Origin of the sequence: uncultured Pseudosulfitobacter sp. (assembly GCF_963976325.1) — a bacterium.
GTDB lineage: Bacteria > Pseudomonadota > Alphaproteobacteria > Rhodobacterales > Rhodobacteraceae > Pseudosulfitobacter.
Genome location: NZ_CAXBJW010000001.1, coordinates 1,288,137 through 1,314,780, shown reverse-complemented (window position 1 = coordinate 1,314,780; position 26,644 = coordinate 1,288,137). Strand labels below are relative to the sequence as shown.

Annotated in this window: 26 protein-coding genes, 2 tRNA genes and 1 riboswitch; of the genes, 14 read left to right on the top strand and 14 right to left on the bottom strand. The window is 63.2% G+C overall.

Translation table 11 applies throughout. The features are described from left to right. Positions 1-439: 439 nt before the first annotated feature. Entirely contained in the window at positions 440-1,441 is a 1,002-nt protein-coding gene (locus AAC077_RS06525; RefSeq protein WP_339767718.1) for a hypothetical protein, read from the bottom strand. Between the two features lie 96 nt (positions 1,442-1,537). Here AAC077_RS06525 and AAC077_RS06520 point away from each other — a divergent pair, with 96 nt between their 5' ends. Further along, positions 1,538-2,002: a hypothetical protein gene (locus AAC077_RS06520; RefSeq protein WP_339767717.1), complete on the top strand. Its 465-nt coding sequence runs from the start codon at positions 1,538-1,540 to the stop codon at positions 2,000-2,002. Positions 2,003-2,236: 234 nt separating this feature from the next. Here AAC077_RS06520 and AAC077_RS06515 read toward each other — a convergent pair whose 3' ends face one another. Beyond that, positions 2,237-5,152 (bottom strand): ABC transporter transmembrane domain-containing protein, encoded by a 2,916-nt coding sequence (locus AAC077_RS06515; protein WP_339767979.1) that lies wholly within the window; start codon positions 5,150-5,152, stop codon positions 2,237-2,239. 302 nt (positions 5,153-5,454) lie between these two features. Here AAC077_RS06515 and AAC077_RS06510 point away from each other — a divergent pair, with 302 nt between their 5' ends. Next, positions 5,455-5,829: a DUF3307 domain-containing protein gene (locus tag AAC077_RS06510; RefSeq protein WP_339767715.1), complete on the top strand. Its 375-nt coding sequence runs from the start codon at positions 5,455-5,457 to the stop codon at positions 5,827-5,829. Positions 5,830-5,944: 115 nt separating this feature from the next. Continuing rightward, on the top strand, positions 5,945-6,367 hold the full coding sequence (locus AAC077_RS06505; RefSeq protein ID WP_339767713.1) for a cytochrome c: 423 nt from the start codon (positions 5,945-5,947) through the stop codon (positions 6,365-6,367). Between the two features lie 74 nt (positions 6,368-6,441). On the opposite strand, the gene AAC077_RS06500 is transcribed toward AAC077_RS06505, so the two are convergent. Next, positions 6,442-6,525: transfer RNA gene (locus tag AAC077_RS06500), tRNA-Tyr, on the bottom strand. Positions 6,526-6,676: 151 nt separating this feature from the next. Here AAC077_RS06500 and rlmB point away from each other — a divergent pair. From rlmB to AAC077_RS06485, 3 genes are all read left to right on the top strand, one after another. Further along, positions 6,677-7,462, top strand: a complete 786-nt coding sequence (gene rlmB / locus AAC077_RS06495) for a 23S rRNA (guanosine(2251)-2'-O)-methyltransferase RlmB (RefSeq protein WP_339767711.1) — start codon at positions 6,677-6,679, stop codon at positions 7,460-7,462. Between the two features lie 14 nt (positions 7,463-7,476). After that, the gene (locus tag AAC077_RS06490; protein WP_339767710.1) at positions 7,477-7,767 is read left to right on the top strand and encodes a hypothetical protein; all 291 of its coding nucleotides are present in this window, start codon (positions 7,477-7,479) and stop codon (positions 7,765-7,767) included. A gap of 253 nt (positions 7,768-8,020) precedes the next feature. Further along, entirely contained in the window at positions 8,021-8,488 is a 468-nt protein-coding gene (locus tag AAC077_RS06485) for a CoA-binding protein (RefSeq protein WP_339767708.1), read from the top strand. An 80-nt stretch (positions 8,489-8,568) separates the two neighbouring features. Here AAC077_RS06485 and AAC077_RS06480 read toward each other — a convergent pair whose 3' ends face one another. Together AAC077_RS06480 and hisF are read right to left on the bottom strand one after the other, a co-directional pair. Then, the gene (locus tag AAC077_RS06480) at positions 8,569-8,874 is read right to left on the bottom strand and encodes a phosphoribosyl-ATP diphosphatase (protein ID WP_339767706.1); all 306 of its coding nucleotides are present in this window, start codon (positions 8,872-8,874) and stop codon (positions 8,569-8,571) included. After that, positions 8,871-9,632 (bottom strand): imidazole glycerol phosphate synthase subunit HisF, encoded by a 762-nt coding sequence (gene hisF / locus AAC077_RS06475; RefSeq protein ID WP_028956010.1) that lies wholly within the window; start codon positions 9,630-9,632, stop codon positions 8,871-8,873. The genes AAC077_RS06480 and hisF overlap by 4 nt, the downstream gene beginning before the upstream one ends. Before the next feature lie 96 nt (positions 9,633-9,728). On the opposite strand from hisF, the gene AAC077_RS06470 reads away from it, so the two are divergent. Beyond that, on the top strand, positions 9,729-10,475 hold the full coding sequence (locus AAC077_RS06470) for a hypothetical protein (RefSeq protein WP_339767703.1): 747 nt from the start codon (positions 9,729-9,731) through the stop codon (positions 10,473-10,475). On the opposite strand, the gene hisA is transcribed toward AAC077_RS06470, so the two are convergent. Continuing rightward, on the bottom strand, positions 10,472-11,194 hold the full coding sequence (hisA, locus tag AAC077_RS06465) for a 1-(5-phosphoribosyl)-5-[(5-phosphoribosylamino)methylideneamino]imidazole-4-carboxamide isomerase (protein ID WP_224553816.1): 723 nt from the start codon (positions 11,192-11,194) through the stop codon (positions 10,472-10,474). The genes AAC077_RS06470 and hisA overlap by 4 nt on opposite strands. Before the next feature lie 126 nt (positions 11,195-11,320). Here hisA and AAC077_RS06460 point away from each other — a divergent pair, with 126 nt between their 5' ends. Next, positions 11,321-11,704: a DUF2147 domain-containing protein gene (locus AAC077_RS06460; protein ID WP_339767695.1), complete on the top strand. Its 384-nt coding sequence runs from the start codon at positions 11,321-11,323 to the stop codon at positions 11,702-11,704. Positions 11,705-12,245: 541 nt separating this feature from the next. Further along, positions 12,246-12,668 (top strand): DUF2147 domain-containing protein, encoded by a 423-nt coding sequence (locus tag AAC077_RS06455; RefSeq protein WP_339767693.1) that lies wholly within the window; start codon positions 12,246-12,248, stop codon positions 12,666-12,668. Between the two features lie 2 nt (positions 12,669-12,670). Here the strand turns inward: AAC077_RS06455 and hisH are convergent, their stop codons facing one another. After that, complete coding sequence (gene hisH / locus AAC077_RS06450) at positions 12,671-13,309, bottom strand: imidazole glycerol phosphate synthase subunit HisH (protein ID WP_339767691.1); 639 nt, start codon at positions 13,307-13,309, stop codon at positions 12,671-12,673. Between the two features lies 1 nt (position 13,310). Next, entirely contained in the window at positions 13,311-13,898 is a 588-nt protein-coding gene (gene hisB, locus AAC077_RS06445) for an imidazoleglycerol-phosphate dehydratase HisB (protein WP_339767689.1), read from the bottom strand. 131 nt (positions 13,899-14,029) lie between these two features. Between hisB and AAC077_RS06440 the strand changes: the two genes are divergently transcribed. Both AAC077_RS06440 and AAC077_RS06435 read left to right on the top strand, forming a co-directional pair. Beyond that, a complete protein-coding gene (locus AAC077_RS06440; protein ID WP_231036520.1) occupies positions 14,030-14,269 on the top strand; it encodes an Lrp/AsnC ligand binding domain-containing protein in 240 nt (79 codons plus the stop codon). Positions 14,270-14,292: 23 nt separating this feature from the next. Then, positions 14,293-14,631: a hypothetical protein gene (locus tag AAC077_RS06435; RefSeq protein WP_339767687.1), complete on the top strand. Its 339-nt coding sequence runs from the start codon at positions 14,293-14,295 to the stop codon at positions 14,629-14,631. Here AAC077_RS06435 and AAC077_RS06430 read toward each other — a convergent pair. The 5 genes from AAC077_RS06430 to AAC077_RS06410 form a co-directional block, all read right to left on the bottom strand. Then, complete coding sequence (locus tag AAC077_RS06430; protein WP_339767685.1) at positions 14,628-15,527, bottom strand: NaeI family type II restriction endonuclease; 900 nt, start codon at positions 15,525-15,527, stop codon at positions 14,628-14,630. The two genes, AAC077_RS06435 and AAC077_RS06430, sit on opposite strands and share 4 nt — an antisense overlap. A gap of 33 nt (positions 15,528-15,560) precedes the next feature. Next, positions 15,561-16,520, bottom strand: coding sequence for a DNA cytosine methyltransferase (locus AAC077_RS06425; protein ID WP_339767684.1), 960 nt, complete (start codon positions 16,518-16,520; stop codon positions 15,561-15,563). A 220-nt stretch (positions 16,521-16,740) separates the two neighbouring features. Continuing rightward, positions 16,741-16,815, bottom strand: a tRNA-Gly gene (locus AAC077_RS06420). 98 nt (positions 16,816-16,913) lie between these two features. Continuing rightward, a complete protein-coding gene (locus AAC077_RS06415; protein ID WP_339767683.1) occupies positions 16,914-17,309 on the bottom strand; it encodes a VOC family protein in 396 nt (131 codons plus the stop codon). Positions 17,310-17,371: 62 nt separating this feature from the next. Beyond that, on the bottom strand, positions 17,372-20,809 hold the full coding sequence (locus AAC077_RS06410; RefSeq protein ID WP_339767681.1) for a pyruvate carboxylase: 3,438 nt from the start codon (positions 20,807-20,809) through the stop codon (positions 17,372-17,374). A gap of 317 nt (positions 20,810-21,126) precedes the next feature. Here AAC077_RS06410 and AAC077_RS06405 point away from each other — a divergent pair, with 317 nt between their 5' ends. Further along, positions 21,127-23,538 carry a UvrD-helicase domain-containing protein gene (locus tag AAC077_RS06405; protein ID WP_339767678.1) on the top strand — a complete coding sequence of 804 codons (2,412 nt, stop codon included), beginning with the start codon at positions 21,127-21,129 and terminating at the stop codon, positions 23,536-23,538. A gap of 72 nt (positions 23,539-23,610) precedes the next feature. Further along, a riboswitch (cobalamin riboswitch) is annotated at positions 23,611-23,807 on the top strand. Positions 23,808-23,913: 106 nt separating this feature from the next. Next, positions 23,914-24,186, top strand: a complete 273-nt coding sequence (locus AAC077_RS06400; protein WP_339767676.1) for a hypothetical protein — start codon at positions 23,914-23,916, stop codon at positions 24,184-24,186. Between the two features lie 915 nt (positions 24,187-25,101). On the opposite strand, the gene AAC077_RS06395 is transcribed toward AAC077_RS06400, so the two are convergent. Next, on the bottom strand, positions 25,102-25,449 hold the full coding sequence (locus tag AAC077_RS06395) for a DUF1127 domain-containing protein (RefSeq protein ID WP_339767675.1): 348 nt from the start codon (positions 25,447-25,449) through the stop codon (positions 25,102-25,104). Between the two features lie 111 nt (positions 25,450-25,560). Between AAC077_RS06395 and AAC077_RS06390 the strand changes: the two genes are divergently transcribed. Continuing rightward, positions 25,561-26,637 carry an Mrp/NBP35 family ATP-binding protein gene (locus tag AAC077_RS06390; RefSeq protein WP_339767674.1) on the top strand — a complete coding sequence of 359 codons (1,077 nt, stop codon included), beginning with the start codon at positions 25,561-25,563 and terminating at the stop codon, positions 26,635-26,637. The last annotated feature ends 7 nt before the right edge of the window (positions 26,638-26,644 follow it).

Sequence of the window (26,644 nt, the reverse complement as noted above, 5' to 3'; positions counted from 1 at the left end):
AAGGTGCGCCGATTATTTAGGCACGCCTCCGGCGTGACGGGCGGTCGGGCGCTGCCCGGCGGTGCTAAAGCACCTTGATTCCGGGCTTTGGTGGACATCCGCGAAGTGCGCTCACCGGACCTTGCGCCACACCGGACCCAAGGGCCGGTTTGGCTTACATGCACCCATGCGGAATATCTGCGCCCGAAACCTTCGGGGCAGTTTTTCATCTGTGTTCATGTGGATCGTGGGAAGCCCGTAAAAAAGGCGGCGCCGCCAGATCGGAGTGTGAGACAGGATTTTATCCCTGCATGTCTGAACCGTTCAGATATGACGCGGCACGCGCGCCTCTGGTCCTTTAGGCTGCCGACGGGGTTGATGGCCCTGCCGGCGGGGTGTTGCAACGGGGCCAAGGATGCGGCCCGCAGGTTAAGGTCGCGTGAGCAGGGCGCGCGGTGGCTTAGCGCATCCAGAAGCCTTCGGATTTGATCCGGTTGCGGATCGCCTGTTCGCGGCGGGGCAGGTTGTTCTGATCGAACAGCGCGCGCACCTTTTCGCCGCGCCCTTGGTAAACCATGCGTTTGATCGCCTCGGACCCTTTCAGCACTTTTTTCAGCTTGTTGGGGGCGGCAACCTCTTCCAGCGTGGCAATCACATGGGCGGCCTCGCGGGCATAAAGCAGCGGCAGCAGACGGTAATGGCAACTGACCGACCCGTCCAGCAGGCCGGGGGGCAGGGTGTCGCGCCCGCCGCCCAGGCTGTGGATCACCAGCGGCAGCGCCACCTGATCCAGCCAGGGGTCCAGCGCCTGACAGCACAGTTCGACCGGCGCGTCGTCGCGGATCGCCAGCGCGTATTCGCGGAAGCGGTCGCCAAAGACGCGGGGGCATTTGTAAAAGAAATAGCCCGCGTTGAAGTACAGGTAGCGCGCCCAGTATTCGTCCGGTTCGGACAGATCGAGGCTGCTTTCAAAATCCAGCCCGAACTTGTCATAAAGCGATTTCCACAGGCCTGCGTAGCCGGGGCCGTAAAGCTCGGGCTTGGGCCAGGACCCTTCACGCCGCAGCGACGCGGACGGGCGGTCAAAGTCAAACGGCACGGTTGTCAGGTCGCCGGTGATCAGCGTGTCGGTGTCGAAGAACACAAACGGTTCACCCTCGGGCAGGGCCGACAGCATCTCGATCTTGTTGCCATAGGGATAATTCGCGCCGAAATGCGCGTTGTGAAAGGGCACGATTTCGGCGCCCATCTGTTCCAGCGCCGCGCGCACGTCCGGTTTGATGCGCGGATCGTTGGGCCACAGGGGGCCGGGTTGCGGCTCGGCGACCAGCAGGCGGCCTTTGAAATCAGGGGAATGGTGGCGCAACGAGGCGGCGAACAGGACCGCCTCGTAGCCCAGCCGCCCGGACTGGCCGACGACAACCACGTTGAAATCCTGTTTTTTGGCCGGTTTGCGTGCCATAATCGTAACTGCCCCGATACCTGCGGTTGTCTTTTGCGACGACTATAGAGCGGTTGTGTCAACGGCAAAAGGCGAGATTTGAGAGAGGGATTTGGCATGTTGGATATTCTGGTGGCGTTGATCGCAATGGGGGCCGGGGGCGGCGATGGTACGGCGGTGGCTGATGCGCCCCCGTCGGCATTGGTGGCCGAGGAACAGGTGGCCACGGGCAAGTTCCTGACAGCACTTGAGGTCAAACCGATCCTGACCGCGACCAAGGGAAGCTGGGTGGCGGTGCGCGATTACAACGGTCAGGATCTGGTTTACGTGACCCATCTGTGGGCGTGGCGCTGCGGGTTGGTGCAGATCGAGATGGCGGTGAATGGCGGAGGGTTCGAGGTCTGGCCGATGCCCGACTGTCATGTGGACAGCCCGACGCCGGGGGCGATCACGGAAAGCGACGGGTTGCCCTATCGCAGCTATGCGGCGGGGTCGGTGCAGCAGTTGGATGTGCGGATTACCTATGATGATCTGAGTGTGGATACGGTTTCGGTGGCGCGTGGCGCGGTGTTGATGCCGTAGGGGGTGAATATTCACCAAAGCCCGGAACAAAGGTGCGCAGCACCGCCGGGCAGCGCCCGACCGCCCCATGGGCGGGCGCTTCTTCAACGCCTTGCGCTTCTTCATCCTCACGCCAAAGATTAGAAATAAAATGCCATAAACAAAGGAATCAGCGCCCACCCACGGTCGGGCGCTGCCCTTTGAGGCGAGGTTATTTTCCTGGCCCTAACCTGAAGATCTCACTCAGGCGATCCCTTACGTGCTCACATACCCCGCCACCACCTGCAACAGTTTGAACGCCGTCGTGGCGTCGTTTTCGACCACGGCCAGGAACTCCTCGACGCCGATGCGCAGGCAGGTCAGTTCGGTCCGCGCCTGCATGTCCAGCGCGCGCGGCTCGTTGCGGATCAGGCCCAGTTCGCCCACCAGCGCGCCGGGGCCGACGGTGGTGATCAACTGCTTGTCCTGACCGGCGCGGGGCAGCCACAGGTCGGCCTCGCCCTCAAGGATCATATAGGCGCCGTCGGCGGGCGGGTCGTTCTTGTGAAACACGTAGTCGCCCGCGGGGCAGGTGTACCAGCGCGCGCCAAAGGCCAGCAATCTCAACTGTTTGCGCGACACGCCGGAAAACAGGTCGGTTGACCCCAGCGCCTGCACCTTGCGGGCCAGATCGGCACTGGTGGCGCTGTCTTCGGTGCTGGATTGCGCGGCGGTGCCGCCGACGATGCGCCCGTCGACCAGCTCTAGCTGCATGTCGAAGGCTTCGGTGTTTTCAAAACTCGCGGCGATAAAGACCAGCGTGGTGTCGGGCAGCAGGCTGCGCAGGTTTTCGAACATCGCCTCTTGGGTGGCACTGTCGAAACTGGCCAGCGCCGATTCCAGGATCAGCACGTCGGGCCGTTTGATCGCGGCACGGCTGACCGCGGCAGGTTCGGCGTAGAACGCCGGCAGGTTCGCGCCCCCCAGCGCAATCGGCACGTCCAGGATCAGCCGCATCACGTCGCGCCCGATGCCGCTGTCTTCGATGACTTCGGCCACCTTGGCGCGCACCTCGTCGCCCTTGGACCCGGCCCCGTTCGAGATTTTGCCGAACAGCGCGTTTTCCAGCACCGTCAGACCCGCGACAATCTCGGTTGCGCGGATCGGGGCAAAGGCGGCCCCCATGCTGGCCTGAAGCGCCGCCGCGTGCAGGCGGCGCATGTCCAGAACGCGGTCCTTGATCTCGTCCGGAAAGCCCGCGCCGATCTGGTCGGATGTGATCTGGAACGGCACCGTCAGCAGCAAGGCGGTGTCGGCAGGCGTCAGCGCCGTGCCCTCGCGCTGGCGCGACAGGATGGCGACGGCGGATTCGTAGGTTTCGGCGTCCAGCGTCAGTTTGCGGAACAGCGGGTGGTCGGTGCCGTCGATGCCAAAGATCTGGCGCAACAGGTCGATCACGTCGCGGGTCAGCGCCAGCAGGTCGCGGTCCAGATCCAGGTCTGCCAGCAGGTCCAGAAATTCGGTTTGTCCGGCGATGAATTCCGGCGTCACCGGCTGGCGGGCGGTGGCGAACAGCAGGTTCTCGGCGACGGGCAGGGCGGGGTTATAAGTGTCTTCGCTGAACAGATAGGCGTGGCGCGCCAGATCGGCCTGTTCCAGTGCTGCGGCCACGTCGGCGCGCAGATCGACCAGACGCTGCGCCAGATCGGGGTGGGTTGCAGCGTCGATGCGCTGTTCGGTGGCGCGGCGGAACAGGGTGGGGCTGCTGCCCATGCCGCCCACCAGCGCCAGCCACCAGTCCAGCAGCGCATCGTCATCCGCGGCACCGGCACGGCCATGGTCCAGCCAAGGCGCATCCAGCATGTCGTCGCTGTTGCCGGCCCGCAGCGCCTCGGCGGCAAAGGCTGTGTCCTTGCCTGACCCGTGCGGCTGGTGTTTCAGCGCCATCATGATGTTGTCGCCAAAGGTGCCCTGAAACATCACCGGGCGCGATGTGGCATGGCCGATGCGCGCGGCGATCACGCCCTGATGCAGATCGTTCAGCGCATGGTCCCCGATGCGAATGCGGCCACTGGTGGGCATGGTTTCGCGGGTCATGACCTGCGCCAGCGCGCGGCGGTCTTCGTCGCTGGGGGCGGTGATGGCGATGCTGCGGCCCGCAGGCAGGGTGGCGGTGATGTCTTCGAGCACGGCATTGCCGTCGGCGTCGCGCACGGTCACGCCGTCCAGCACCACGTCACCGTCCAGACGCGGCAGGCTGTCGGGCTGGCCATAGAACTTGTCTTCGTCGATCATGCCCGCAGGGGCAAACCGTTCGGCGATGGTTTCCCAGCGCAATTGCATGTCCTGCGACTGGTTGTAGTAGTCCAGCAGTTCCTTCCACGGGCTGGACAGGTCCTTGTAGGCGGCCAGCGCCGCGACCAGCGCGCCCAGGCTGACCTGACCCTGAATGACCAGATAGCCGCCGATCGAGAAGAAAAAGAACGGGGTCAGCTGGGTGATGAAGTTGTTGAGAAACTTCATGAAGAATTTCTTCTGGTAGATGTCAAAGCGGATCTCGTAGAGCCGCCCCAGACGGTCGGTGATCATAGCCATCCGGTAACGCCAGCCGCCGTTCACCCGCAACGTCGCCGCACCGGACGCGCTTTCGCCGATCTCGGCCGCCAGCGCACGCACCTGCACCACACGTTTCTTGTTCAACAGGTTGATGCGCCGCTGCAATTTGGGGATCAGCCATGCCTGCAAGGGGATCAGCGCACAGGCGGCAAGGCCGAAGGTGACCGATTGGGCAAACAGGAACCCCAGAATCGTCAGCATCTGCCCCGCCTGCAACACCGGCTGCGCCAGCGCGTCGCCCATCAGCCCGCCCATCGGCTCGCTTTCCGAGGTGACCATGCTGACCAGCTCGCCCTGCGAGGTACGTTCGAAATAGGGCTGGGGGAACCGCAGGATGCGCGAGATCAGGCCATAGCGGTAACGCCGCAGCATGCGTTCGGCCAGCACGCCCTTCATGGTGTTGATGCGCATCTTCATCAGCCCGTGGGCGATCACCGACAGCAAGAACAGTCCGCACAGGATCAGCAGGAAATGGATCTGCGTGAATGTCATGCCGTAAAATTCGACCACATCCGTCTGGGCGGCGATGGCGTCGTTGATGATACGCTTGGGCAGTTCCAGCGTCAGGTACAGCATCGGAAACAGCGTCAGGGTGACCAGCAGCAGAATGAATTGGTCGCGCTTGGAGTGCTTGAAAATAAAGCTGAAAATGTTGCGTTCTATGGGACTGTCCAGACGTTGTCTTGGGGCCTTGGGCGCGTGCGATGCCCTTGCGTTCAATCGCGCCAACCTAGCAAGCGGTACATGGCGTGGGCAATGGGTATCGGGGCAGATTGAAATGCGTTCTGGGTCATTTCTATGCCACAATGATGGACGCGCGTTGATCAACGCTCTAGGCTCTGGACAATACAGGAGAAGACGGCCCGTTGACCGCCACGATGACATCCTTGCTGGTTTTGCTTTTTCTGTTTCAGATCAAGCATATGTTTGCCGATTTCTTTTTGCAGACACCCAGAATGCTGTCGGATCGCGGGCGCTATGTGCACGCAGGGCGGGCGCAACATGCAGGCGTTCACGCACTGGGGTCGGCGGTGGCGCTGCTGATTGTGGGCGCGCCCGTGGCGCTGGTGCTGCCTGTTATTGTGGCAGAATGGCTGGCGCATTATCACATCGACTGGGCCAAGGGCCGTTGGTCGGACCGCACCTGTCACACGCCGGCCGACGGCGGATACTGGCGGGCGATGGGCGTGGATCAGGCGCTGCACCAGATGACTTATCTGGCGATGGCCTGGGCCTGGGTGGTCTGGGCGTAAGGGCATTGGCCCAAAGACCGCGCCGCCTCGCGAACCTGTGATATCAAATCGTTTGACCCTCCAGCCACTGGAGGGTGTAGCCCGTCCTGAAACCCATCAGGATCGAGGACCATTCATGAAATCAGCCATCGCACTTTGCACCGCCCTTGTCGTTGCAGGTCTGGTCTTTGCCTTGTGGCCCGCAAGCGATCAGGGCGCACAGGCCCGGACAGAAGGCGCGCCGCTGGCCGAGGTCAGCCTGCCGGAAGCCCTGTCGCAGAATGCCGAGATTGGACAGCGCGCGTATGAGGCCAATTGCGCCGCCTGTCATGGTGTCAACGCGGCGGGTCAGATGGGCGTTGCCCCACCGTTGGTGCACAAGCTTTACGAATCCGGTCACCACGGCGACGAAAGCTTTCAGCGCGCCGCCGCGATGGGCGTACAGGCGCATCACTGGCCGTTTGGCGACATGCCCCCGGTTCAGGGGATCACGCGCGCCGATGTGACATTCATCATCGCCTATATCCGCGAATTGCAGCGGGCCAACGGGATCAACTGACGCCCCAAGGCGACGGGCAGCCCTGCACCGGCGGCCCAAAGGCTGCGGCCAACGTATCGAAATCAAAGGAAAAGTGGTGGGCGACCCTGGAATCGAACCAGGCGTGCGTCTCCGCGAGGGAGTTACAGTCCCCTGCCACACCTTGCGGCCTGTCGCCCACTTTGGCCCATGCGCATTGCGCTGGGCGTGGGGGCGTGATTACAAGCGGTCCCAAAGGGCGTCAAGGCAGAATTTGGCCTTTTGCTCAGGATCATGCACCGGCGCGGACATTGTCTGCGTGCGGGGCGCAGCGACAGACGAGGTTCGGCGATGGATAAAGTGAAAAAACCCAAGTGGGTCGTGGCCAAGGAACAGGCCAAAAAGGTCGAGGCGGCGACGACCGTCTGGCTGTTTGGCCTGCATGCCGTGCGCGATGCGCTGATGAACCCCAAACGCGAAAAACTGCGTCTTATCGTGACGTTGAACGCCCACAACAAGCTGGTTGAGGCGATTGCCGAGGCGGGGATCGAGCCGGAAATCGTCGATCCGCGCAGCTTCAAGGCGCCGCTGGACCCCGGATCGGTGCACCAGGGCGCCGCGATGGAAGTCAAGCCGCTGGAATGGGGCCGTCTGGCCGATGTGGCGATTGGCGCGGAGGTGCCGCGGGTGATTCTGCTGGACCGTGTGACCGACCCGCACAACGTGGGCGCGATTTTGCGGTCGGCGGAAGTGTTGGGCGCATCCGCCGTCATCGGCACGCGCCACCATTCCGCGCCCGAAACCGGCGCGCTGGCCAAAACCGCCAGCGGGGCGCTGGAACGCCAGCCCTATCTGCGGGTGCGCAATCTGGCCGATGCCATCACCGAACTGCAAGGCATGGGCTATCTGGTGCTGGGGCTGGATGGCGATGCCGAGCAGACCATTGAGGCCGCTGTTGCCGGGCGCACGGGTGATCCTGTGGCGCTGGTGCTGGGGGCCGAAGGGCCGGGATTGCGCGAGAAAACCAAGGAAACCTGCGACGCGCTGGTACGAATTGACGCAAGCGGCGGGTTTGGGTCGCTCAACGTCTCGAATGCCGCTGCACTGGCCTTATATGCCACCAAGGCACGCAGCTAAGGCAAAGGCATTTCATGGGCTACCCGACCAAGATCGCGACCTGTTGTTATTGCGGGACGCGGGCCGCGCTGGTGTTGGACCGTGCGCGCCACGAACTGACCTGTGCACAATGCGGCGCGCCGCTGCACGATCTTAAGATGTTGCCGGTGGAAAAGCCGGTGGCGCAGAAGGTGCAGGTGGCGCGGGGGCCAAAGCCGCAGGTGGCCAAGCCCAGCAAGCCGCGTAAGGTCAAGAAACGAAAGGGTTTTCGCCTGAAGAACCTGGTTGAAGAGGTCTTTGATATTGTCGAGGACATTCTGGATTGAGGCCGGGGACGCGCGCGGTTTGAGCGAAATGTGGCTTATGGTTTTTACGTTTCGTTCACACAAATGAGAGACGGTCTTCATAACCCGAAAGAAGCACTTATCTGTAGGGTCATAGACAGCAGGTCTGGAACTCCTGATGTCCCAAGCACTGTCCCTCGTTCCACACCTTAGCGCCCCAGGCCAACCGGCTTTTCGGGGCGCTTTTTTTATGGCGCGAACCGGTGTAGGACAACGGCAGATGCGGGGAGTGGCTATGCAATATTCGGATGATTTGCTGAAAGACGTGCTGAAACGCACCAAGGTGATTGCGGTTGTGGGGGTGTCGACCAATCCGGTGCGGCCCAGCTATTACGTGGCGCGCTATCTGTCGCTGCGCGGCTACCGTGTGATCGGGGTGAACCCCGGTGCCGCTGGGCAGATGTTGTTTGGTCAGAAGATCGTGGCGGGGTTGGCGGACATCGACGCCCCCGTGGACATGGTCGATATTTTCCGCAAGCCCGAAGCGGTGCCCGCGATTGTGGACGAGGCGTTGGAGGTGTGTCCCGATTTGCGCACCATCTGGATGCAGATTGGCGTGGAACATGCCGAAGCGGCGGCCAAGGCGGAAGCGCGCGGGATCACGGTGATCCAGAACCGCTGCCCCAAGATCGAATATCAGCGGTTGTTCGGCGAATTGCGCATGGGCGGGTTTGCCACCGGCATCATCAGTTCGAAACTGTGAGCGGGCGGGGGGCTGACAGAGTGCGGGGCGCTGCCCCGTCGCTGGCGCGACTCCCCGGGATATTTAGGGCCAAAAGAAGTCTAGCGGGATGCTTTCTCCGCGAGGCCGGATTGCGCCTGGCGGCGGGCCAGTTCGGCCAGCACGTCGTTTAGTGGCACGTCGCGCGACGCCAGCATGACCAGCAGGTGATAGAGCACATCGGCGGCCTCGGAGGTCAGGGCCGCCTTGTCGTCGCGCACGGCTTCGATGATCGCCTCGATCGCCTCTTCACCGAATTTCTCGGCGCATTTTTCCGGCCCCTTGGCCAGCAATTGCGCGGTCCAGCTGCTGTCGGGATCGGCGGATTTGCGGGCAAGGATGGTGTCGTAAAGGTCGTTCAGGGTCATGTCAGCCTCATGTTCAGACCGGCCGCTGCCATATGCGCCTTGGCTTCGGCGATGGTGTAGGTGCCGAAGTGAAAGATGGATGCCGCCAGCACGGCCGAGGCGTGGCCCTCGCGCACGCCGTCGACCAGGTGGTCCAGCGTGCCGACACCGCCCGAAGCGATCACAGGGACAGACACGGCATCGGCTATGGCGCGGGTGAGCGGCAGGTTGAAGCCCTGTTTCGTGCCGTCGCGGTCCATCGAGGTCAGCAGGATTTCCCCCGCGCCCTTGGCGGCGGCCATGATGGCAAATTCGACCGCGTCGATGCCCGTGGGTTTGCGCCCGCCGTGGGTGAAGATTTCCCAACGGCCCGGTTCCACCGTCTTGGCATCAATGGCGCAGACGATGCATTGGCTGCCAAAGCGGTCGGCGGCGCGGGCCAGCACGTCGGGGTCGGCCACGGCGGCGGAATTGAAGCTGACCTTGTCGGCGCCCGCCAGCAGCAGGTCGCGCACGTCGTCCGACGTGCGCACGCCACCGCCCACGGTCAGCGGGATATAACAGGCCTCGGCGGTGCGGCGGACCACGTCGAACATGGTGCCGCGGTTTTCGTGGGTGGCGTGAATGTCGAGAAAGCACAGCTCGTCCGCGCCTGCGGCATCATAGGCGCGCGCGGCATCGACGGGGTCGCCTGCGTCCACCAGATCGACAAAGTTCACGCCCTTGACCACACGGCCATCGGCGACATCAAGGCAGGGGATGATGCGGGTTTTCAGCATGGGGTTGCTATAGGCGGGCGCGGGGTTTTGGGCAAGGTGGCGTTTTGGATTTGCGGGAAAGGGGTGTAGGCTGGGGTTTTTTGGGGGGGCTTTATTATGACAAAAGTGCAAATTGGTACGACAACGTTCACCGCCACGCACAAGCGGGATGTCACGGAGTTGCCGCAAGGCTATGGCCGCGATCCGGGGATGGTGCAGCAATGGAACCGGATCCGGCAGCGCAACACGCTGCATTGGGATTGCGCCACGCAAAGCCGCAGGCCGGATGTGTACCCCAAGGGGCTGACCGCGCCGGCGCATTTGCTGGTCTACGATATGGGCCCGAATATCCTGCCATCCGCCGCCGATGTGGCGGCAGCGTCGGCGCAGGCGGGGAAGGCATTGATGGCTGAGGCCGGATTTGCCGATGCCAGGGCGCTGGACGACGCGCTGGTGGCGGGCTTCGGTCTGGCCGAGGTCAAATTTGACATTGATGCGATCATCGCGCCGCTCAAGCCCGACTTTCGCCTGCGCATCGTGATCGAACTGCGGTATATGCATTTCCTGCTGACGCACCCGAAGATCCTGGGCCATGCGGTGGTGTTGCTGTCCTTGCCCGACATGTTTCACATCGGTGTGCGGCGGGTGGCGCGCTGTACCGAGGATGGGCTGCGCCAGGAGGTGCAGTTGCAGGATGACGTGACTTTGGTGCCGGTCAGGGCGGGCAATACGCTGGGCTGGAAGATGCGGACCAAGGCGCGCGAACAGATGCGCAAGGACCTGGCCGACCGGATCGCGCAGGCCAAGGCAGAGCGCGAAGCGTTGCAGGCGCAGATCGACGCCACCAAACCCGAAGGCGATTAACCGTCTTTCAGCGCCGCCAGCGCCTGTGCCAGATCAATCGCGCCATCGTAGAGCGCGCGGCCCGAGATGGCGCCCGAGATCACGCCGGTGGCCTTGAGCGCCTGCAAGTCCTGCAACGACGACACCCCGCCCGAGGCGATCACGGGGATCGACACGGCGCGGGCCAGATCGGCGGTGGCGTCCACGTTGGGCCCGCCCATCGCGCCGTCGCGCATGATGTCGGTGTAGATGATCGCAGCCACGCCAGCGTCCTCAAAAGATTTGGCAAGGTCGGTGACCATCACGTCGGTTTCCTCGGCCCAGCCTTTGGTCGCCACGCGCCCGTTGCGCGCGTCGATGCCCACGGCAACCTGATCGGGAAAGGCGCGGGCGGCTTCGCGCACCAGATCGGGGTTTTCGACCGCCACGGTGCCCAGGATCACACGGGCCAGCCCCTTGTCCAGCCAGCGTTCGATGGTGGCCATGTCGCGGATGCCGCCGCCCAGTTGGGCAGGCACGGGGCAGGCCTTGAGGATCGCCTCGACCGGGGCGGCGTTGACCGGCTGGCCCGCAAAGGCACCGTTCAGATCGACCAGATGCAGCCAGGTGCAGCCCGCATCGACAAAGGCGCGCGCCTGGGCTGCGGGGTCGTCGTTGAACACGGTGGACTGGTCCATATCGCCATGCACCAGACGCACGGCCTGGCCGTCTTTGAGATCAATTGCGGGATAGAGGATCATGGCGGCACCTTTTTCGTTTCGCCACGCTTTGGCACGGAGCCGCCGGATTTGCAACGCGACCTTACGACAACCTTGCCAGACAGGGCTGCGGTGTATCAGGGTATTGGAACAACAGGAGGGTAACCGATGAAACGCTTTATTATTGCAGCAGCAATGGGCGTGACCATGGCAGGGGCGGCGCTGGCTGATCCGGTTTTGGGCACGTGGAAAACGCAAGTGGACGATGGCGCCTATGCCTACGTCAAATTCGCGCCCTGTGGTGCGTCGCTGTGTGGGACCATCACCAACACGTTCAACGACACCGGCGAATATAAATCTGCCAATCTGGGCAAGCAACTGGTGTGGGACATGAAAGCCGACGGTGGCGGCAAATACAGTGGCGGCACCATCTGGCAGCCGTCTTCGGGCAAGGAATACCGATCAAAAATGGCGCTGTCGGGGAACACGTTGAAAGTGTCGGGCTGTGTCGGGCCGATCTGCAAGAAACAGACGTGGAGCCGGGTGAAGTAAGCCCCGCGCCGCGTCGGTAAGCGTATTTTAGTTTGGCCCCAAGGGTCAGGCATGTCCGAACCGGACCTTCGACACAGTGCGTGCGAAGGTCCGGTGTGCGGGGCATAGCTGCCGTCCACCCAAGCCGCGCATCGACGGGCCGAGGTTCGGCGATCCAACCTTAGTGTCGGCCACTTTATGGCAGCCAAACACATCCGAGCTATCGACAGTATGTAACAGCAGCCAAATCGCCGTGCCGTGGGGCGGCCCGTCATGTCGCAGACATGCCTTCGGCCTGATGCGCGGCGGCCTTCGGCTTTGTCCCGCGCTTTGAAGATAGCGAAAACGGCTCAAAGCCGACCGTCGCTGCAACCCGCGTGAATGTCCGGTCTTACTACTCTGCCTACATCCTGGTCGAACTTATGTGGCGCGGGGGGCCGAGGTCACAAGACTGTCTTGAACCGATGCGAAACAGGGCTAAATGGTGCCCTGGTTCCTGAGGCCACACCGCGATTCGGATGCGGCTGGGCAGGTCCGTTTCTCGCACAAGGAGGTGTCTTGCATGATTGCGATTCTCAATGCGTTCAGTGGCGTCACGCCGCGTCTTGGAGCGGCCTTGTTGGGCGGGGCGCTGGTGTTGTGGGCGGGCGCGGTTCAGGCCGGATCGCCCGTTGGCACATGGAAAACCCAACCCGACAAGAAGGGTCAGACCGCCTATGTGGTGGCCAAACCCTGCGGCACAGCCGTTTGCGGGACGATGACTCGTGCCTTTGACCAGCAGGGCAACGAGATTGAACACCCCAATGTCGGCAAGCGGCTGTTTTGGGATATGGTGCCGCAAGGCGACGGCTTTGCCGGTCGTGCCTATGTGCCCGCGCACAAGCGCGAATATGATGGCACGCTGAAGGTGTCGGGCCAGACCATGACCGTCAAGGGATGCCTTGGTCTGGTGTGTCAAAGTCAGACCTGGAGCCGTGTGGACTGACCCTAAGGCTTCCAGCTTAGGAAATTGGCGATCATCTGCAAACCGGTGCGCTGGCTTTTCTCGGGGTGGAATTGCATCCCCAGCATGGTGCCGGTGCCGATCACGGCGGTGACATCGCCGCCATACTCTACATGCGCCAGACGCTGCGCGGGGTCTGCGACCTCGAAATGGTAGGAATGCACGAAATAGGCGTGATCGCCGGTGTTGATGCCGTCGAACACGGGGTGCGGGGCGTCCAGCACCAGATCGTTCCAGCCCATGTGCGGCACTTTCAGCGCCGGATCGTCGGGCGTGATCGCCACGACCTGACCGCCGATCCAGTCCAGCCCGTTGGTGTCGCGGTACTCGCGGCCCAGCGTTGCCATCAGTTGCATGCCGACACAGATGCCCAGGAAGGGCCGCGCCTTGACCTCGACCGCCTCGCGCAGGGCCGCCAGCAGGCCGGAATGGCCGCTCAGTTCTTCCCAGCAGGCCGGAAAGGCGCCGTCGCCGGGCAGCACGATGCGGTCGGCGCGTGCCACCACGTCGGCGTCTGATGTGACGCAAACGGTGCCGCCACCGGTTTCATTTGCCACGCGCTCGAATGCCTTGTGCGCCGAATGCAGGTTGCCGCTGTCGTAATCAATGATCGCTGTCAGCACGTTACAGCGCGCCCTTGGTCGACGGGATCGCATCGGCCTTGCGCGGGTCGGTTTCCACCGCCTGACGCAGGGCGCGGGCGACCGATTTGAACGTGGCCTCGGCGATGTGGTGGCTGTTGATCCCGTGCAGCATGTCGACATGCAGGGTGATGCCGCCGTGGGTGGCGAAGGCGGTGAAGAATTCGCGCACCAGTTCGGTGTCAAAGCTGCCAATCTGCGCCGTTGGCAGGGTCACGTTCCAGATCAGGTAGGGCCGCGCCGACAGGTCCAGCGCGGTGCGCACCTGTGCGTCGTCCATCGGCAGCAGGCAACTGCCGTAGCGGACGATGCCACGCTTGTCACCCAGCGCCTGCGCCAGCGCCTGACCCAGCGCGATGCCGGTGTCCTCGACCGTGTGGTGGTCGTCGATGTGCAGGTCACCCTTGGCGCGGATCGTCATGTCGATCAGCGAGTGGCGGGCCAACTGGTCCAGCATGTGGTCAAAGAACCCGATGCCGGTCTGGTTGTCATAAGAACCGGTGCCATCCAGATTGATGGTGACCGAAATGTCGGTTTCCGCCGTCTGGCGGGTGATGGTCGCACTGCGCATTTGGGGCCTCGCATGACTGTGCGGCCCTTATAGGCGCAGGATCTGCGCAGGCCAAGAGCGCGCGGCAGGGATTGCGCAGGGCGGTGTATTTGTGTCAGCAATACAACCACATCAACCGCCCCGGAGGCCCTATGTCCACATGTGTTTTCATCCAGATCCAGTGCAAGCCGGGGACAACCTATAAGGTGGCCAAGGAGATTGCGCTGCGCGAGATTCATTCGGAACTGTATTCGACCAGCGGTCATTACGAGCTGATGATGAAGGCCTATATCCCCGAAGGCGAGGACGTCGGCAAATATATCAACGATCATTTGCTGGATATCGACGGGATTGAGCGGTCGTTGACCACGATGACGTTCAAGGCGTTTTAAGACACTGAGATAAAGGGTTTCCCATGCGTATTCTTCTTTCGGCAGCACTTGCCATAACACTTGTCGCAGGGGCCGCCGAGGCCCGCAAAACATATTCCGGCCAAGAGGCCGCGGCCCTGCGCTGTGCGGCGATCTTGTCGCTGGTGCCGTCGGCCATGGCACGGGCAGGGATGATCCCGCAGTCTGACGTGCGGATGTTTCACACGGCCTCTTCGCTTATTCTGGCGCGCTATGTGACGGGCACGCAGGATCAAAAGCTGAAAGCGCTGCGCGCCGTCATGGGCCGCAAGGACGCCGAAGCCAACATTCGCGATTTCCAGACCAAGGCGAAAACCTGTCTGCGTCAGTTTCCGCTGAGCTAATCCGACCAGTTCAGCGCGATGCCATGGGCGGTCGCAAGATCGGCCTGCTCTTGGGTGACGGGGCGGTAGGACACGAATTCGCTGCCCGTGCAGTGGGGCAGGCCCAGGGCCGCGATCAGCGGCGCGTCATAGTGGCCGGACAGCAGCGCGATGCCCTCGCGCGCCAGCAGGTCGCGGGTGCCGCGCCCCTTGTCCGACCGGATGCGGCGCATGAAATCCTGTTGCTGGGCCACCGCTTCGACCACGTCGCGGGTGATGGGCGTGCCCTGAATGTGCCGGAACAGCGCCGCCATGCGCTGATTGCCCGAGGCGCCTGCGAAAATCTGCGGGATGATCTCGGGCGGCACGGTGCGCCAGAAGTTTGCCGGATAGGGATGATGGCGCAGCAGCCACAGGATGTTGGCAAAGCCTTGGGCTGACACGCTTTTCTTGGCGTCCTTGTTCTGACCGGCGGTCAAGTAGTCGGGCCGCGCCACGATCAGCCCCAGATAGCATTGTGCGCGCACCTCGTCGGCGGCGACCAGAATGCAAGGATGGTCTATCGCCTCGGTCGGGATCATCCAGTTGCTGCCCATGGTGTTTTTGATGTCGACGTCATGGCCTTGCACAACGGTGTCCAGCTTGCCCCGTGGCAGGCGCAACATGGCGCGCAGTTCAATCTCGACCCGCGTGCCGATATAGGTTTTCTCGGTCTTTTCCAGTTCCTCGTAGGACCGCCGCCCCGTCTTGGGCGTCATGATCACATCATCGACACAGCGGCGCAGCATCGCGGCGAAATGTGCCGCCAGTGCCTCGGGGCCGCCTGCACGCGCGGTGATGTCGGCGGCGATGGTGGACAGCAGCGCGTGATCGCGGTGGGCTGGGGTGACGATGCTGTCGGGAAGCGACTGTTTCACAGGTCTAGGGCCGGAACGGGGCGGTTCGCACCGTCAGCCCGCCACCGCGCGCAGCACACGTTTGCGCAGGGCCTTGGCGATCTGGGTCGACACGGCGTGTGCCACGGGCGGCGGAAAGGCGTTGCCGACCTGCCGGTAAGCGTTGGTTTTCGCGCCGGTAAAGTGCCAGTCGTCGGGAAAGCCCTGAATGCGCGCCACCATGGGCACGGTCAGGCGGGGCATTCCCTGATGCAGGGCATCGGGCGCTTCGGGTGCGATGGTGCGCCCCTCGACGCCCAGCGTGGCCCATGCGGCGCGCGCGCGGGTGGGGCCAAGGTCGGGGCCGCCGTGTTTCTTTGATCCGCCGACGATGGTCGGGGCAATCTCGTCCGCCTTGGCGGCCCAGTCATCGGCCCCGCGCCAGCCGCCCGCCGCCATCAGGTCGCGCAGGGTTTCCCCCACGGTGGGCGGGTTGTGCGGCTGCGGATCGGGCCAGTCGAAGAAATCGGCGCGTTCTTTTTGCACGGCGACAATCACCACGCGGGGCCGAAGCTGCGGCACGCCGTAGTCGGATGCGTTCAGCAGCCGCCAGTCGGTCTTGTACCCCATTTTATCAAGCTGGGTTTTCAGTTTTTCGCGGTAGTCGTGAAACACCGCATCCAGAAACCCGCGCACGTTTTCGATCATCACCGCGCGGGGGCGGGCATCGGCCACGATGTCCAGCGCGTCATTGAACAGGTTGCGTTCGTCCTGTTCGCCCAGTTGCTTGCCGGCCACGGAAAACGGCGGGCAGGGCAGGCCACCGGCCAGCAGGTCCATGCCGCGATAATCGGACGCGCGTTCCTTGAACAGGCGCATGTCCTCTTCCAGAACGTTCCATTCGGGGCGGTTGTGGCGCAGGGTGTTGCAGCAATGTTTGTCGATCTCGACCAGCGCCGTATGGGCAAAGCCCGCGCGCTCCAGCCCCAGGGCCTGACCGCCCGCACCGGCGCAAAGTTCTACAGATGTCAGCATGTCGACCGCCCTTTTTGCACACATAAAACCGGGTCGGACCCCAAGGATCAAGAGCCCGCGCACCGCGTGATATGTGTTCTTTCTTCGTTCTTACCGGCGGAGCGCTGTTCCGGCAAGGGCAATGGGGCGCGGCCAGAGGATAAAACCGACCCCCCGAAACGCAGCAAGGCCGCCCGAAGGCGGCCTTGTCTGTTTCCTGCGTGGGTGGGCAGGACCAAATTGGAGCGGGCGAGGCGATTCGAACGCCCGACCCTAACCTTGGCAAGGTTATGCTCTACCCCTGAGCTACGCCCGCTTCCTTTTGGTAGGGCTGATCTACAAACGCGGGCATCCGGCTGCAAGTGGAAAATTGAGGTTCGTCAAAAAAAGTTCATCTTGTCGCAGGGGGCGGGGTCAGGCCGTGGGATTTGCGAACTGGATCAGGTCCCAGCGGTTGCCAAAAATGTCCTGCATGACGGCGACGGTGCCATAAGGCTCGTGGCGCGGTGATTCCTCGAACGTGACACCGGCGGCCAGCAGGCGCGCATGATCGGCGGCGAAGTCGTCGGTTTGCAAAAACAGCCAGACACGTCCGCCGCCCTGGTTGCCGATGGCATCTGTCTGGCGTGTGCCCACCGCACGCGCCAGCAGGAACGCGGTTTGTGCCCCCGCAGGGGCCACGCGCACCCAACGTTTGCCGCCGCCCATGTCGGTGTCTTCCAGCAGGTCGAATCCCATCCGGTCGACGTAGAAGGCGATGCCTGCGTCATAGTCGGGGACCAGCAGCGCGATCAGGGCGAGGTGTTGCATGGCTGATTCCCTTGTTCCCTCTGCCCGACGGATCGGACAGAGGGGATTGGCGTCGTGTCGCCTCACTCCAGCTCGATCAGCAGATCCTTGGCGTCGATCTGACTGCCCGGCTGGACGTTGACCGCCTTGACCGTGGCGTCGCGTTCGGCGTGGATGCCGGTTTCCATCTTCATCGCTTCGATGGTCAGCAGCAGGTCGCCTTCTTTGACCTGCGCGCCCACCGACGTGGCCACGGTGGCCACCACGCCCGGCATCGGCGCGCCGATGTGGTTGGTGTTGCCCAGTTCCGCCTTGGGGCGCTGTTGGGTGGTGGATTTGACCATGCGGTTCGGCACGCGGATCACGCGCGGCTGGCCGTTCAGTTCAAAGAACACCTTGACCTCGCCGTCCTCACCGGTGTCGCCCACCGCTTGCAGGCGGATTTCCATCGTCTTTCCGGGGTCAATCTCCACGCTGATTTCTTCGCCGGGGGCCATCCCGTAAAAGAACGTGTGCGTGGGCAGGGTGCGCACGGGGCCATAGCTGCGGTGGCGGCCCATATAGTCCATGAAGACCTTCGGATACATCAGGTAGCCTGCCAGATCCTCGTCGTCGATGGTCTTGCCTTCCAGCTCTTCGGTCACTTGCGCGCGGGTCGCTGCGATGTCCACGGGGTCCAGATGCTTGCCCGGCCGGTCGGTTGACGGCGCTTCGCCTTTCAGCACCTTTTTCTGGATGCCTGCGGGGAAGCCGCCCGGAGGCTGGCCCAGGTTGCCGCGCATCATGTCCACGACGCTGTCGGGAAAGGCCACGTCGGCCTTGGGGTCTTCGACCTGCGCGCGGGTCAGGCCTTGGCTCACCATCATCAGGGCCATGTCGCCGACGACCTTGGACGACGGCGTGACCTTCACGATGTCACCGAACATCTGGTTCACATCCGCATAGGTCTGCGCCACCTCGTGCCAGCGGTCTTCTAGCCCCAGCGAGCGCGCCTGCGCCTTGAGGTTGGTGAACTGCCCGCCGGGCATTTCGTGCAGGTAAACCTCGGAGGCGGGGGCCATCAGGCCGGACTCAAACGCGGCGTATTGCGCGCGCACGCCTTCCCAATAGTCCGACATTTCGCGCACGGCGGCCATGTCCAGCCCGGTGTCGCGCGGTGTGTTGCGCAGTGCCTCGACGATCGAGCCAAGGCAGGGCTGCGAGGTGCCGCCCGAAAACGCGTCCATCGCCGCGTCGACCGCGTCCACACCCGCATCCGCCGCCGCCATCACCGTGGCTGCCGCCGCACCCGACGTGTCGTGCGTGTGGAAGTGGATCGGCAGGCCGACCTCTTGTTTCAGCGCATGGATCAGCGCCTTGGCCGCGGCGGGTTTCAGCAGGCCCGCCATGTCCTTCAGGCCCAGAATATGCGCGCCTGCATCTTTCAGGTCCTGACCCATCTGCACGTAATACTTCAGGTCGTATTTGGCGCGGTCGGGGTTCAGCATGTCGCCGGTGTAGCAAATGGTGCCTTCGCAGATCTTGCCGCTGTCGACCACTGCGTCCATCGCCACGCGCATGTTTTCCACCCAGTTCAGGCTGTCGAACACGCGGAACACGTCAACACCGCTGTCAGCGGCCTGTTTCACAAAGAACTGCACCACGTTGTCGGGATAGTTGGTGTAGCCCACCCCGTTCGAGCCGCGCAGCAGCATTTGCGTCATCACGTTGGGCATCCGCGCGCGCAGGTCGCGCAGGCGTTGCCACGGGCATTCCTGCAAGAAACGATAGGCCACATCGAAGGTCGCACCGCCCCAGCATTCGACGCTGAACAGTTGCGGCAGGTTTGCCGCATAGGCGGGGGCCGCCTTGATCATGTCGATCGAGCGCATCCGCGTGGCCAGCAAGGACTGGTGCCCGTCGCGCATGGTTGTGTCGGTCAGCAGCAGTTGCTTTTGCGCCTTCATCCAATCGGCGACGGCCTGCGCGCCCTTTTGCTCCAGCATGTTGCGGGTGCCCATGCTGGGTTCCTGCGCGGGCACTGGCGGTTTCGGCGCGCGCACGTTGGCGGGCAGGGGGCGGTCCTTGGTCTCGGGGTGGCCGTTCACGGTGATGTCCGCGATATAGGTCAGCACCTTGGTGCCCCGGTCGCGGCGGCGCGAGAACTGGAACAGCTCGGGCGTCGTGTCGATGAACTTGGTGGTATAGCTGTAATCGAGGAAGGTCGGGTGCTTCAGCAGGTTTTCGACGAAGGCGATGTTGGTGCTGACACCGCGAATACGGAATTCGCGCAGGGCGCGGTCCATGCGGGCGATGGCCATCTCGGGCGTCGGTGCCTTGGCTGTCACCTTGGTCAGCAGGCTGTCGTAATAGCGGGTGATGACGCCGCCCGCGTAAGCCGTGCCGCCGTCCAGACGGATGCCCAGACCCGTGGCCGACCGATAGGCGGTGATGCGGCCATAGTCGGGGATAAAGTTGTTCTGCGGGTCCTCGGTGGTGATCCGGGTTTGCAGGGCGTGGCCGTTCAGGGTCACGTCCGACTGGCTGTCCTTGCCGGTGGCGTCGGCGATGCTCTTGCCCTCGGCGATCAGGATCTGGGCGCGCACGATGTCGATGCCGGTGACTTCTTCGGTGACGGTGTGTTCCACCTGCACGCGCGGGTTCACTTCGATGAAATAGAACTGGCCGTCGTCCATATCCATCAGGAATTCGACGGTGCCGGCGCATTCGTAATTCACGTGTTTGCAGATCTTGTAGCCAAGCGCGCAGATCTCCTCGCGCTGCTCGGGTGTCAGGTAGGGGGCAGGGGCACGCTCCACGACCTTCTGGTTGCGCCGCTGCACGGAACAGTCGCGTTCAAACAGGTGGTACATGCCGCCATGTTTGTCGCCCAGGATCTGCACCTCGACGTGGCGGGCGCGCAGGATCATCTTTTCCAGATAGCCCTCGCCGTTGCCAAAGGCGGCCTCGGCCTCGCGGCGGCCTTCCAGCACCTTTTCTTCCAGCTCGTCGGGGCCGTTGATCGGACGCATGCCCCGACCACCGCCGCCCCAGGACGCTTTCAGCATCAGCGGATAGCCGACCTCGGCAGCCTCGGTGCGGATCGCGTCCATATCGGTGCCCAGCACTTCGGTCGCAGGGATCACCGGCACACCGGCCTCGACCGCCACACGCCGCGCGCTGGCCTTGTCGCCCAGGGCGCGCATGGTTTCGGCCTTGGGACCGATAAAGGTGATGCCCGCCGCGTCGCAGGCATCGACGAAATCGGGGTTTTCCGACAGCAGGCCGTACCCGGGGTGGATCGCGTCGGCACCCGACATGCGGGCCACGCGGATGATTTCCTCGATGCTCAGATAGGCCGCGACCGGCCCCATGCCTTCGCCAATGCGATAAGCTTCGTCCGCCTTGAACCGGTGCAGCCCCAGCTTGTCCTCTTCGGCAAAGACGGCCACCGTCTTTTTGCCCATCTCGTTGGCGGCCCGCATGATGCGGATGGCGATTTCACCACGGTTGGCGATGAGAATTTTGGAGAACTCAGTCAAGGTGGACATCCTTATGTAAGTAACGACCTGATGGTGTTCACGCAGGGTGTAGGTCAAATTATGCGACTGTTACAACCCAATGACACCGCTCAGCGGCGCGTTTGCGGCGCATCCGGTCTGCTCTCTGACATGTTAGCGCACAGACTCAGCAGGGCTGACGCAGATCGGGGCATTTGACAGGCGCGCCCATAGCGGTCGGGACGGAACAAAGCCGGACAGGGCGTCCGTGCAGGCGGGGCGTTCCGTGCGGGGTCTGCAATGAGAACATCCGTGGAACACCCTTTCCCTCGGGACGCGGGACCTGTATATCGGGCCACATGAGCAGTTTCGATGAAATGGACGCCTTTGAAGGCGCTTCGCTGTCCGCCCGCGCCATGGCCGCGCGCCCGCAACCCTATCTGGACGGGTTGAACCCTGCGCAACGGGCCGCTGTCGAACAGATGGACGGCCCAGTGCTGATGCTGGCAGGGGCGGGCACCGGCAAGACCCGCGCGTTGACGGCGCGAATCGTCCATTTGCTGATGACGGGACGCGCACGCCCGAACGAGGTGCTGGCCGTGACCTTTACCAACAAGGCCGCGCGCGAGATGAAGAACCGCGTGGGCCAGATGCTGGGCCAGCAGATCGAAGGCATGCCGTGGCTGGGCACTTTCCACGCCATCTGCGTCAAGCTGCTGCGGCGGCACGCGGAACTGGTGGGGTTGAAGTCGAACTTTACCATTCTGGACACGGACGACCAGTTGCGTCTGTTGAAACAACTGGTCAGTGCGGCGGGCATTGACGACAAACGCTGGCCCGCGCGGCAACTGGCCGGGGTCATTGATGCATGGAAAAACCGCGCGCTGACGCCGGACAAGATCCCGGCGGCGGATGCGGGGGCCTACAATCACAAGGGTGTCGAGCTGTACGCGCAATACCAGCGCCGGCTGATCGACCTGAACGCCACGGATTTCGGTGACCTGCTGTTGCACATGGTCACGATCTTTCAAAAGCACCCCGATGTGCTGGAACAGTATCAACGCTGGTTCAAATACATCCTTGTGGACGAATATCAGGACACCAACGTCGCCCAGTACCTTTGGCTGCGGCTGCTGGCGGGCGGGCACAAGAACATCTGTTGCGTGGGCGACGACGACCAGTCGATCTATGGCTGGCGCGGGGCCGAGGTGGGCAACATCCTGCGGTTTGAAAAGGATTTTCCCGGCGCGCATGTGGTGCGGCTGGAACAGAACTACCGCTCGACCCCGCATATTCTGGCGGCAGCGTCTGGCGTGATTGCGGGCAACTCGGACCGGCTGGGCAAGACGTTGTGGACCGAAGAGACCGAGGGCGAGATGGTGCGCCTGATCGGCCATTGGGACGGCGAGGAAGAGGCCCGCTGGATCGGTGAGGAGATCGAGGCGGCGCAGCGTGGCACCCGTGGCCTGCGGGCGATGAACCTGGACGAGATGGCGATCCTGGTCCGTGCTTCGCACCAGATGCGCGCCTTCGAGGACCGGTTCCTGACCATCGGGCTGCCCTACCGCGTGATCGGTGGCCCGCGCTTTTACGAGCGTTTGGAAATCCGCGATGCGATGGCCTATTTCCGTGTCGTGGTGTCGCCGGACAATGATCTGGCGTTTGAACGTATCGTCAACACGCCCAAGCGCGGCCTTGGCGACAAGGCGCAGCAGACGATCCAGATCACGGCGCGGGCCAATGGTGTGAACCTGGTCGAAGGCGCGCGGATTGCGGTTGAACAAGGGCTGATTAAGGGCAAGGGGGGTGCCGAGCTGCGCAAGCTGGTCGAGGGTATCGACCGTTGGTCCGCGATGCTGCGGTCGAACGGCACCCGCGTTCTGGACGATGACGACAGCGTGGTGGACACCGAAACCGACACCGCGCCGGACTATACCCACATCGAACTGGCCGAGGTGATTCTGGACGACAGCGGCTATACCGCCCACTGGCAGAACGACAAGACACCCGAGGCACCGGGGCGGCTGGAGAACCTCAAGGAGCTGATCAACCAGCTGCACAATTTCGAGAACCTGCAAGGGTTTCTGGAGCACGTTAGCCTGATCATGGACAACGAGCAGGAAGGCGAGGGCGCCAAGGTCAGCATCATGACCCTGCACGCGGCCAAGGGGCTGGAATTTCCCATGGTGTTCCTGCCCGGCTGGGAGGACGGCCTGTTCCCCTCGCAACGGTCAATGGATGAAAGCGGGCTGAAGGGGTTGGAGGAAGAGCGGCGGCTGGCCTATGTCGGCATCACCCGCGCCGAGGAAGTGTGCACGATTTCGTTCGTGTCGAACCGGTTCGTGTTCGGTCAGTGGCAGTCGGCCCTGCCGTCGCGGTTTATCGACGAATTGCCCGCCGACCACGTCGATGTGCTGACCCCGCCGGGGCTGCACGGTGGCAATTACGGTGCGGCCGGCATGGCCGAGGTCAAATCCCGCCTGCACGATGCTGCGGCCGATGCCAATGTCTACAACTCGCCCGGATGGCGGCGGTTGCAGGCGCGCAGTCAGGACCGGTCGGTCAGCCAGCCCCGCGAAAGCCGCAACACCACCATCGACGCCAGCGCCGTCAGCAGCTTTACCGTCGGTGAACGGGTGTTCCACCAGAAGTTCGGCTATGGCGCGGTTGTCGGGATCGAGGGCGACAAGCTGGAGATCGCGTTTGAAAAGGCGGGGCTGAAAAAGGTCGTGTCAAAGTTCATCACCGGCACCGACGATATTCCGTTTTAGGGCATGACCCCAGGGCACGTCGCAAACAGCCGCTTGCTGCCGTCTTTGCACTTGCTGTGAATCGGCTGCACTTCTAATCTGAACGTCCAAGGTGCCGCCCACGGGCGGAGAATTGGGAAGCCGGTGAGATGCCGGCGCTGCCCCCGCAACGGTGAGGGTGGGATGCAACGGGCAAGGCCACTGGGGACAGTCCCCGGGAAGGTGCCCGTCGCAGGCCGCAAGGCCGCCCGCCCCAAGCCCGGAAACCAGCCTTGGTGTTACGTGAATCGCGGGTGGCGATGGAGGCGGCTGTGCACAGGTCTGTTCCCGTGCTGCCCTTCCCGAACCATCCGTCCAATGGAATACGTCACGGGGCGTGACGGGAAAGGACGACAGATGTTTTCAAGGATCGTGGCAGGGCTTGCCGATCTGGACAATGCCGGTGCCGACGGCGATGCGGCGGCGCGGGCGGGGTTTCTGGAATGGGTGTTTACCCTGCCGCAGGACGTGCGGCCCAGACAGGCGGCGCGCGATGTGCTGGCGCATTGGGAGGATGACAACCCCGGCCCTGCGGTCAGCGCTTTTCTGGATCATATCGCAGCGGCGACGCATCACATTCCGACGCCACAGCGCCGGGGTGGGGCTGCGGGGCGTCGGATGGTGCATTAAGCGGTTTGGCACTGCGTAACCCTCACCTGTTGTCAGCGTGAGCCAGCAGTGGTTTTCGACAAGCGATTTGGTTGGGGAAACCGATCGACAGGTCTGCTCTCCTTGGGGCTCAAAGCAGCCCTTAGGGCGATTTGCTCTGAATGTCCGGTTCGAGCCTGTTCCTCTTTCCCCCGCGCGGAATCAAGGCCGAAGGCCGCCGCGCATCGCCGGGCCGCCCCACGGCACGGCGATTTGGTTGCTGTTGCGCGTGACGGACAGGTTGGATGTGCTTGGCTGCCATAAAGTGCCAGTCACAGAAGCAGGATCGCCGCACCACGGCCCGACGATGCGCGGCTTCGCATTCCATTTCTAACGGCAGCTTCGTCCCGCACAGCGACCAATCGCGCCGCGCGCCGACACCACATTCCGAACCCCCTCACAAACATAAAAAAACGGCGGCCCCGGGAGGATGGGACCGCCGCCTTTGCAATTGCCGGGACCAGGGAGGAGGAGAGGCCCGACAATTTTAGGGTGCGACGGGATCTGGGAGGAGAGACCGCCGCGTATTTTCACCACCGGGCCAGGGAGGAGGAGAGGCCAGGTGGCGATCCGTATCCCCGTTTGACCGGGGTAGAAGGTGCGGCGGCACTTGGGAGGAAGGGCCGCCGCCTAGTTCACCACCGGGTCAGGGAGGAGGAGAGACCCAAGTGGCGATCCAAACCCCCGTTTGACCGGGGTATCCTGTGCGGCGACACCTGAGGGAGGAGCGGTGTCGCCGCGTTAGTCACTGCGCAGGTCAGGGAGGAGGAAAGACCGGCAGCGATGTCGTATCCCCGTTTGATCGGGGAAAAGGTGCGGCGGCATCAGGGAGGAGGAGAGATACCGCCGCGTCGTGACGGACATTTCCGGGAGGAGGTGAAAATGCCCGAACTCGTATTACTTGTCGCCGTAGGCTGCCTCGGTGGCAATCCGGCGGATTTGCGAGCGGTGCAGGCCGAGATCAGCGAGATCGCGATCACCCAGGCTTGCCAGCTCGTTGAATGTTGTGCGGTAGACCGCGCGTTTTGCCTGACGTGCCGCAGCGGCGTCCAGCAGGCGTGCTGTGGTTGCCAGCAGACGCTCGGTCAGGCTTGCGTATGTGGTTGTCTGGTTCAGATAGGCCATGTTCGTCGGTGCCTCGGATGTTTGTTTTGCGTTCGTTTGCGTTCGTGTTGACTTCAATTTAGTGAAATGCTGCGCCTGCACAATAGACGTATCAACAATGCTGCCATGCAGCAAATGCATAGGGGGCACTGACCTATTTTTGCAAAGCGCCCAAGCCTTGTGCAAACCGCCGTTAGGGGTTGCACCTGCGGCGGCAACTGCCACAACAATGGCTGTGAAAAGAGGTATGACATGACACTTACAAACGATCTGATCACCGCCGCGCTGAAACGAGTCGCCTTGCCCGATGGCGGCGACCTGATCAGCCGCGATTTGATTCGTGCCATCCAGATCGACGGCAGCGCCGTGCGCTTTGTCATCGAGGCACCGACGCCCGAGGCCGCGCAGGCCATGGGGCCGGTCCGCGAAGCGGCGCAAGCTGCCGTGGCCGCCGTGTCGGGCGTGGACAGCGTGCAGGTGGCCCTGACCGCCCACGGCCCCGCCGCCAAACCCGCGACACCGCCGCCCAGCCTGAAGATCGGCGGCCACCCCAAGCCGCAGGACGGCCCGACCAAGCCGTCGGGGGTTCAGCGCATTCTGGCCATTGGCTCGGGCAAGGGCGGTGTGGGCAAATCCACCGTGTCGTCGAACCTGGCCGTGGCGCTGGCCAAACAGGGCCGCAAGGTGGGGCTGCTGGATGCCGATATTTACGGACCCTCGCAGCCGCGCATGATGGGGGTGAACAAACGCCCCGCATCGCCCGACGGCAAGACGATCATCCCACTGCACGCGCATGGCGTTACGCTGATGTCGATCGGTTTCATGATGGAAGAGGGCAAGGCCGTGGTCTGGCGGGGCCCGATGCTGATGGGCGCGCTGCAACAGATGCTGGGGCAGGTGCAGTGGGGCGAGCTGGACGTGCTGCTGGTCGATCTGCCGCCGGGCACCGGCGATGTTCAACTGACCCTGTGCACCAAATCCGAACTGACCGGGGCCATCGTGGTCAGCACGCCGCAGGACGTGGCGCTGATTGATGCACGCAAGGCGCTGGACATGTTCAAGACGCTGAAAACCCCTGTGCTGGGGCTGATTGAAAACATGTCGATGTTCATCTGCCCCGACTGCGGCGCGCAGCACGAGATTTTCGGCACCGGTGGCGTGGCGACCGAAGCGCAGAAGATGGGTGTGCCGCTGCTGGGGGCCTTGCCGATTGATCTGGAAACGCGGCTGGCCGGTGACAATGGCACACCGGTAGCCGCGGGCGACGGACCGATGGCGCAGGCCTATGCCAAGATCGCCAAGGGGTTGATCGACGGCGGCATGGCCTGAGGCTTGC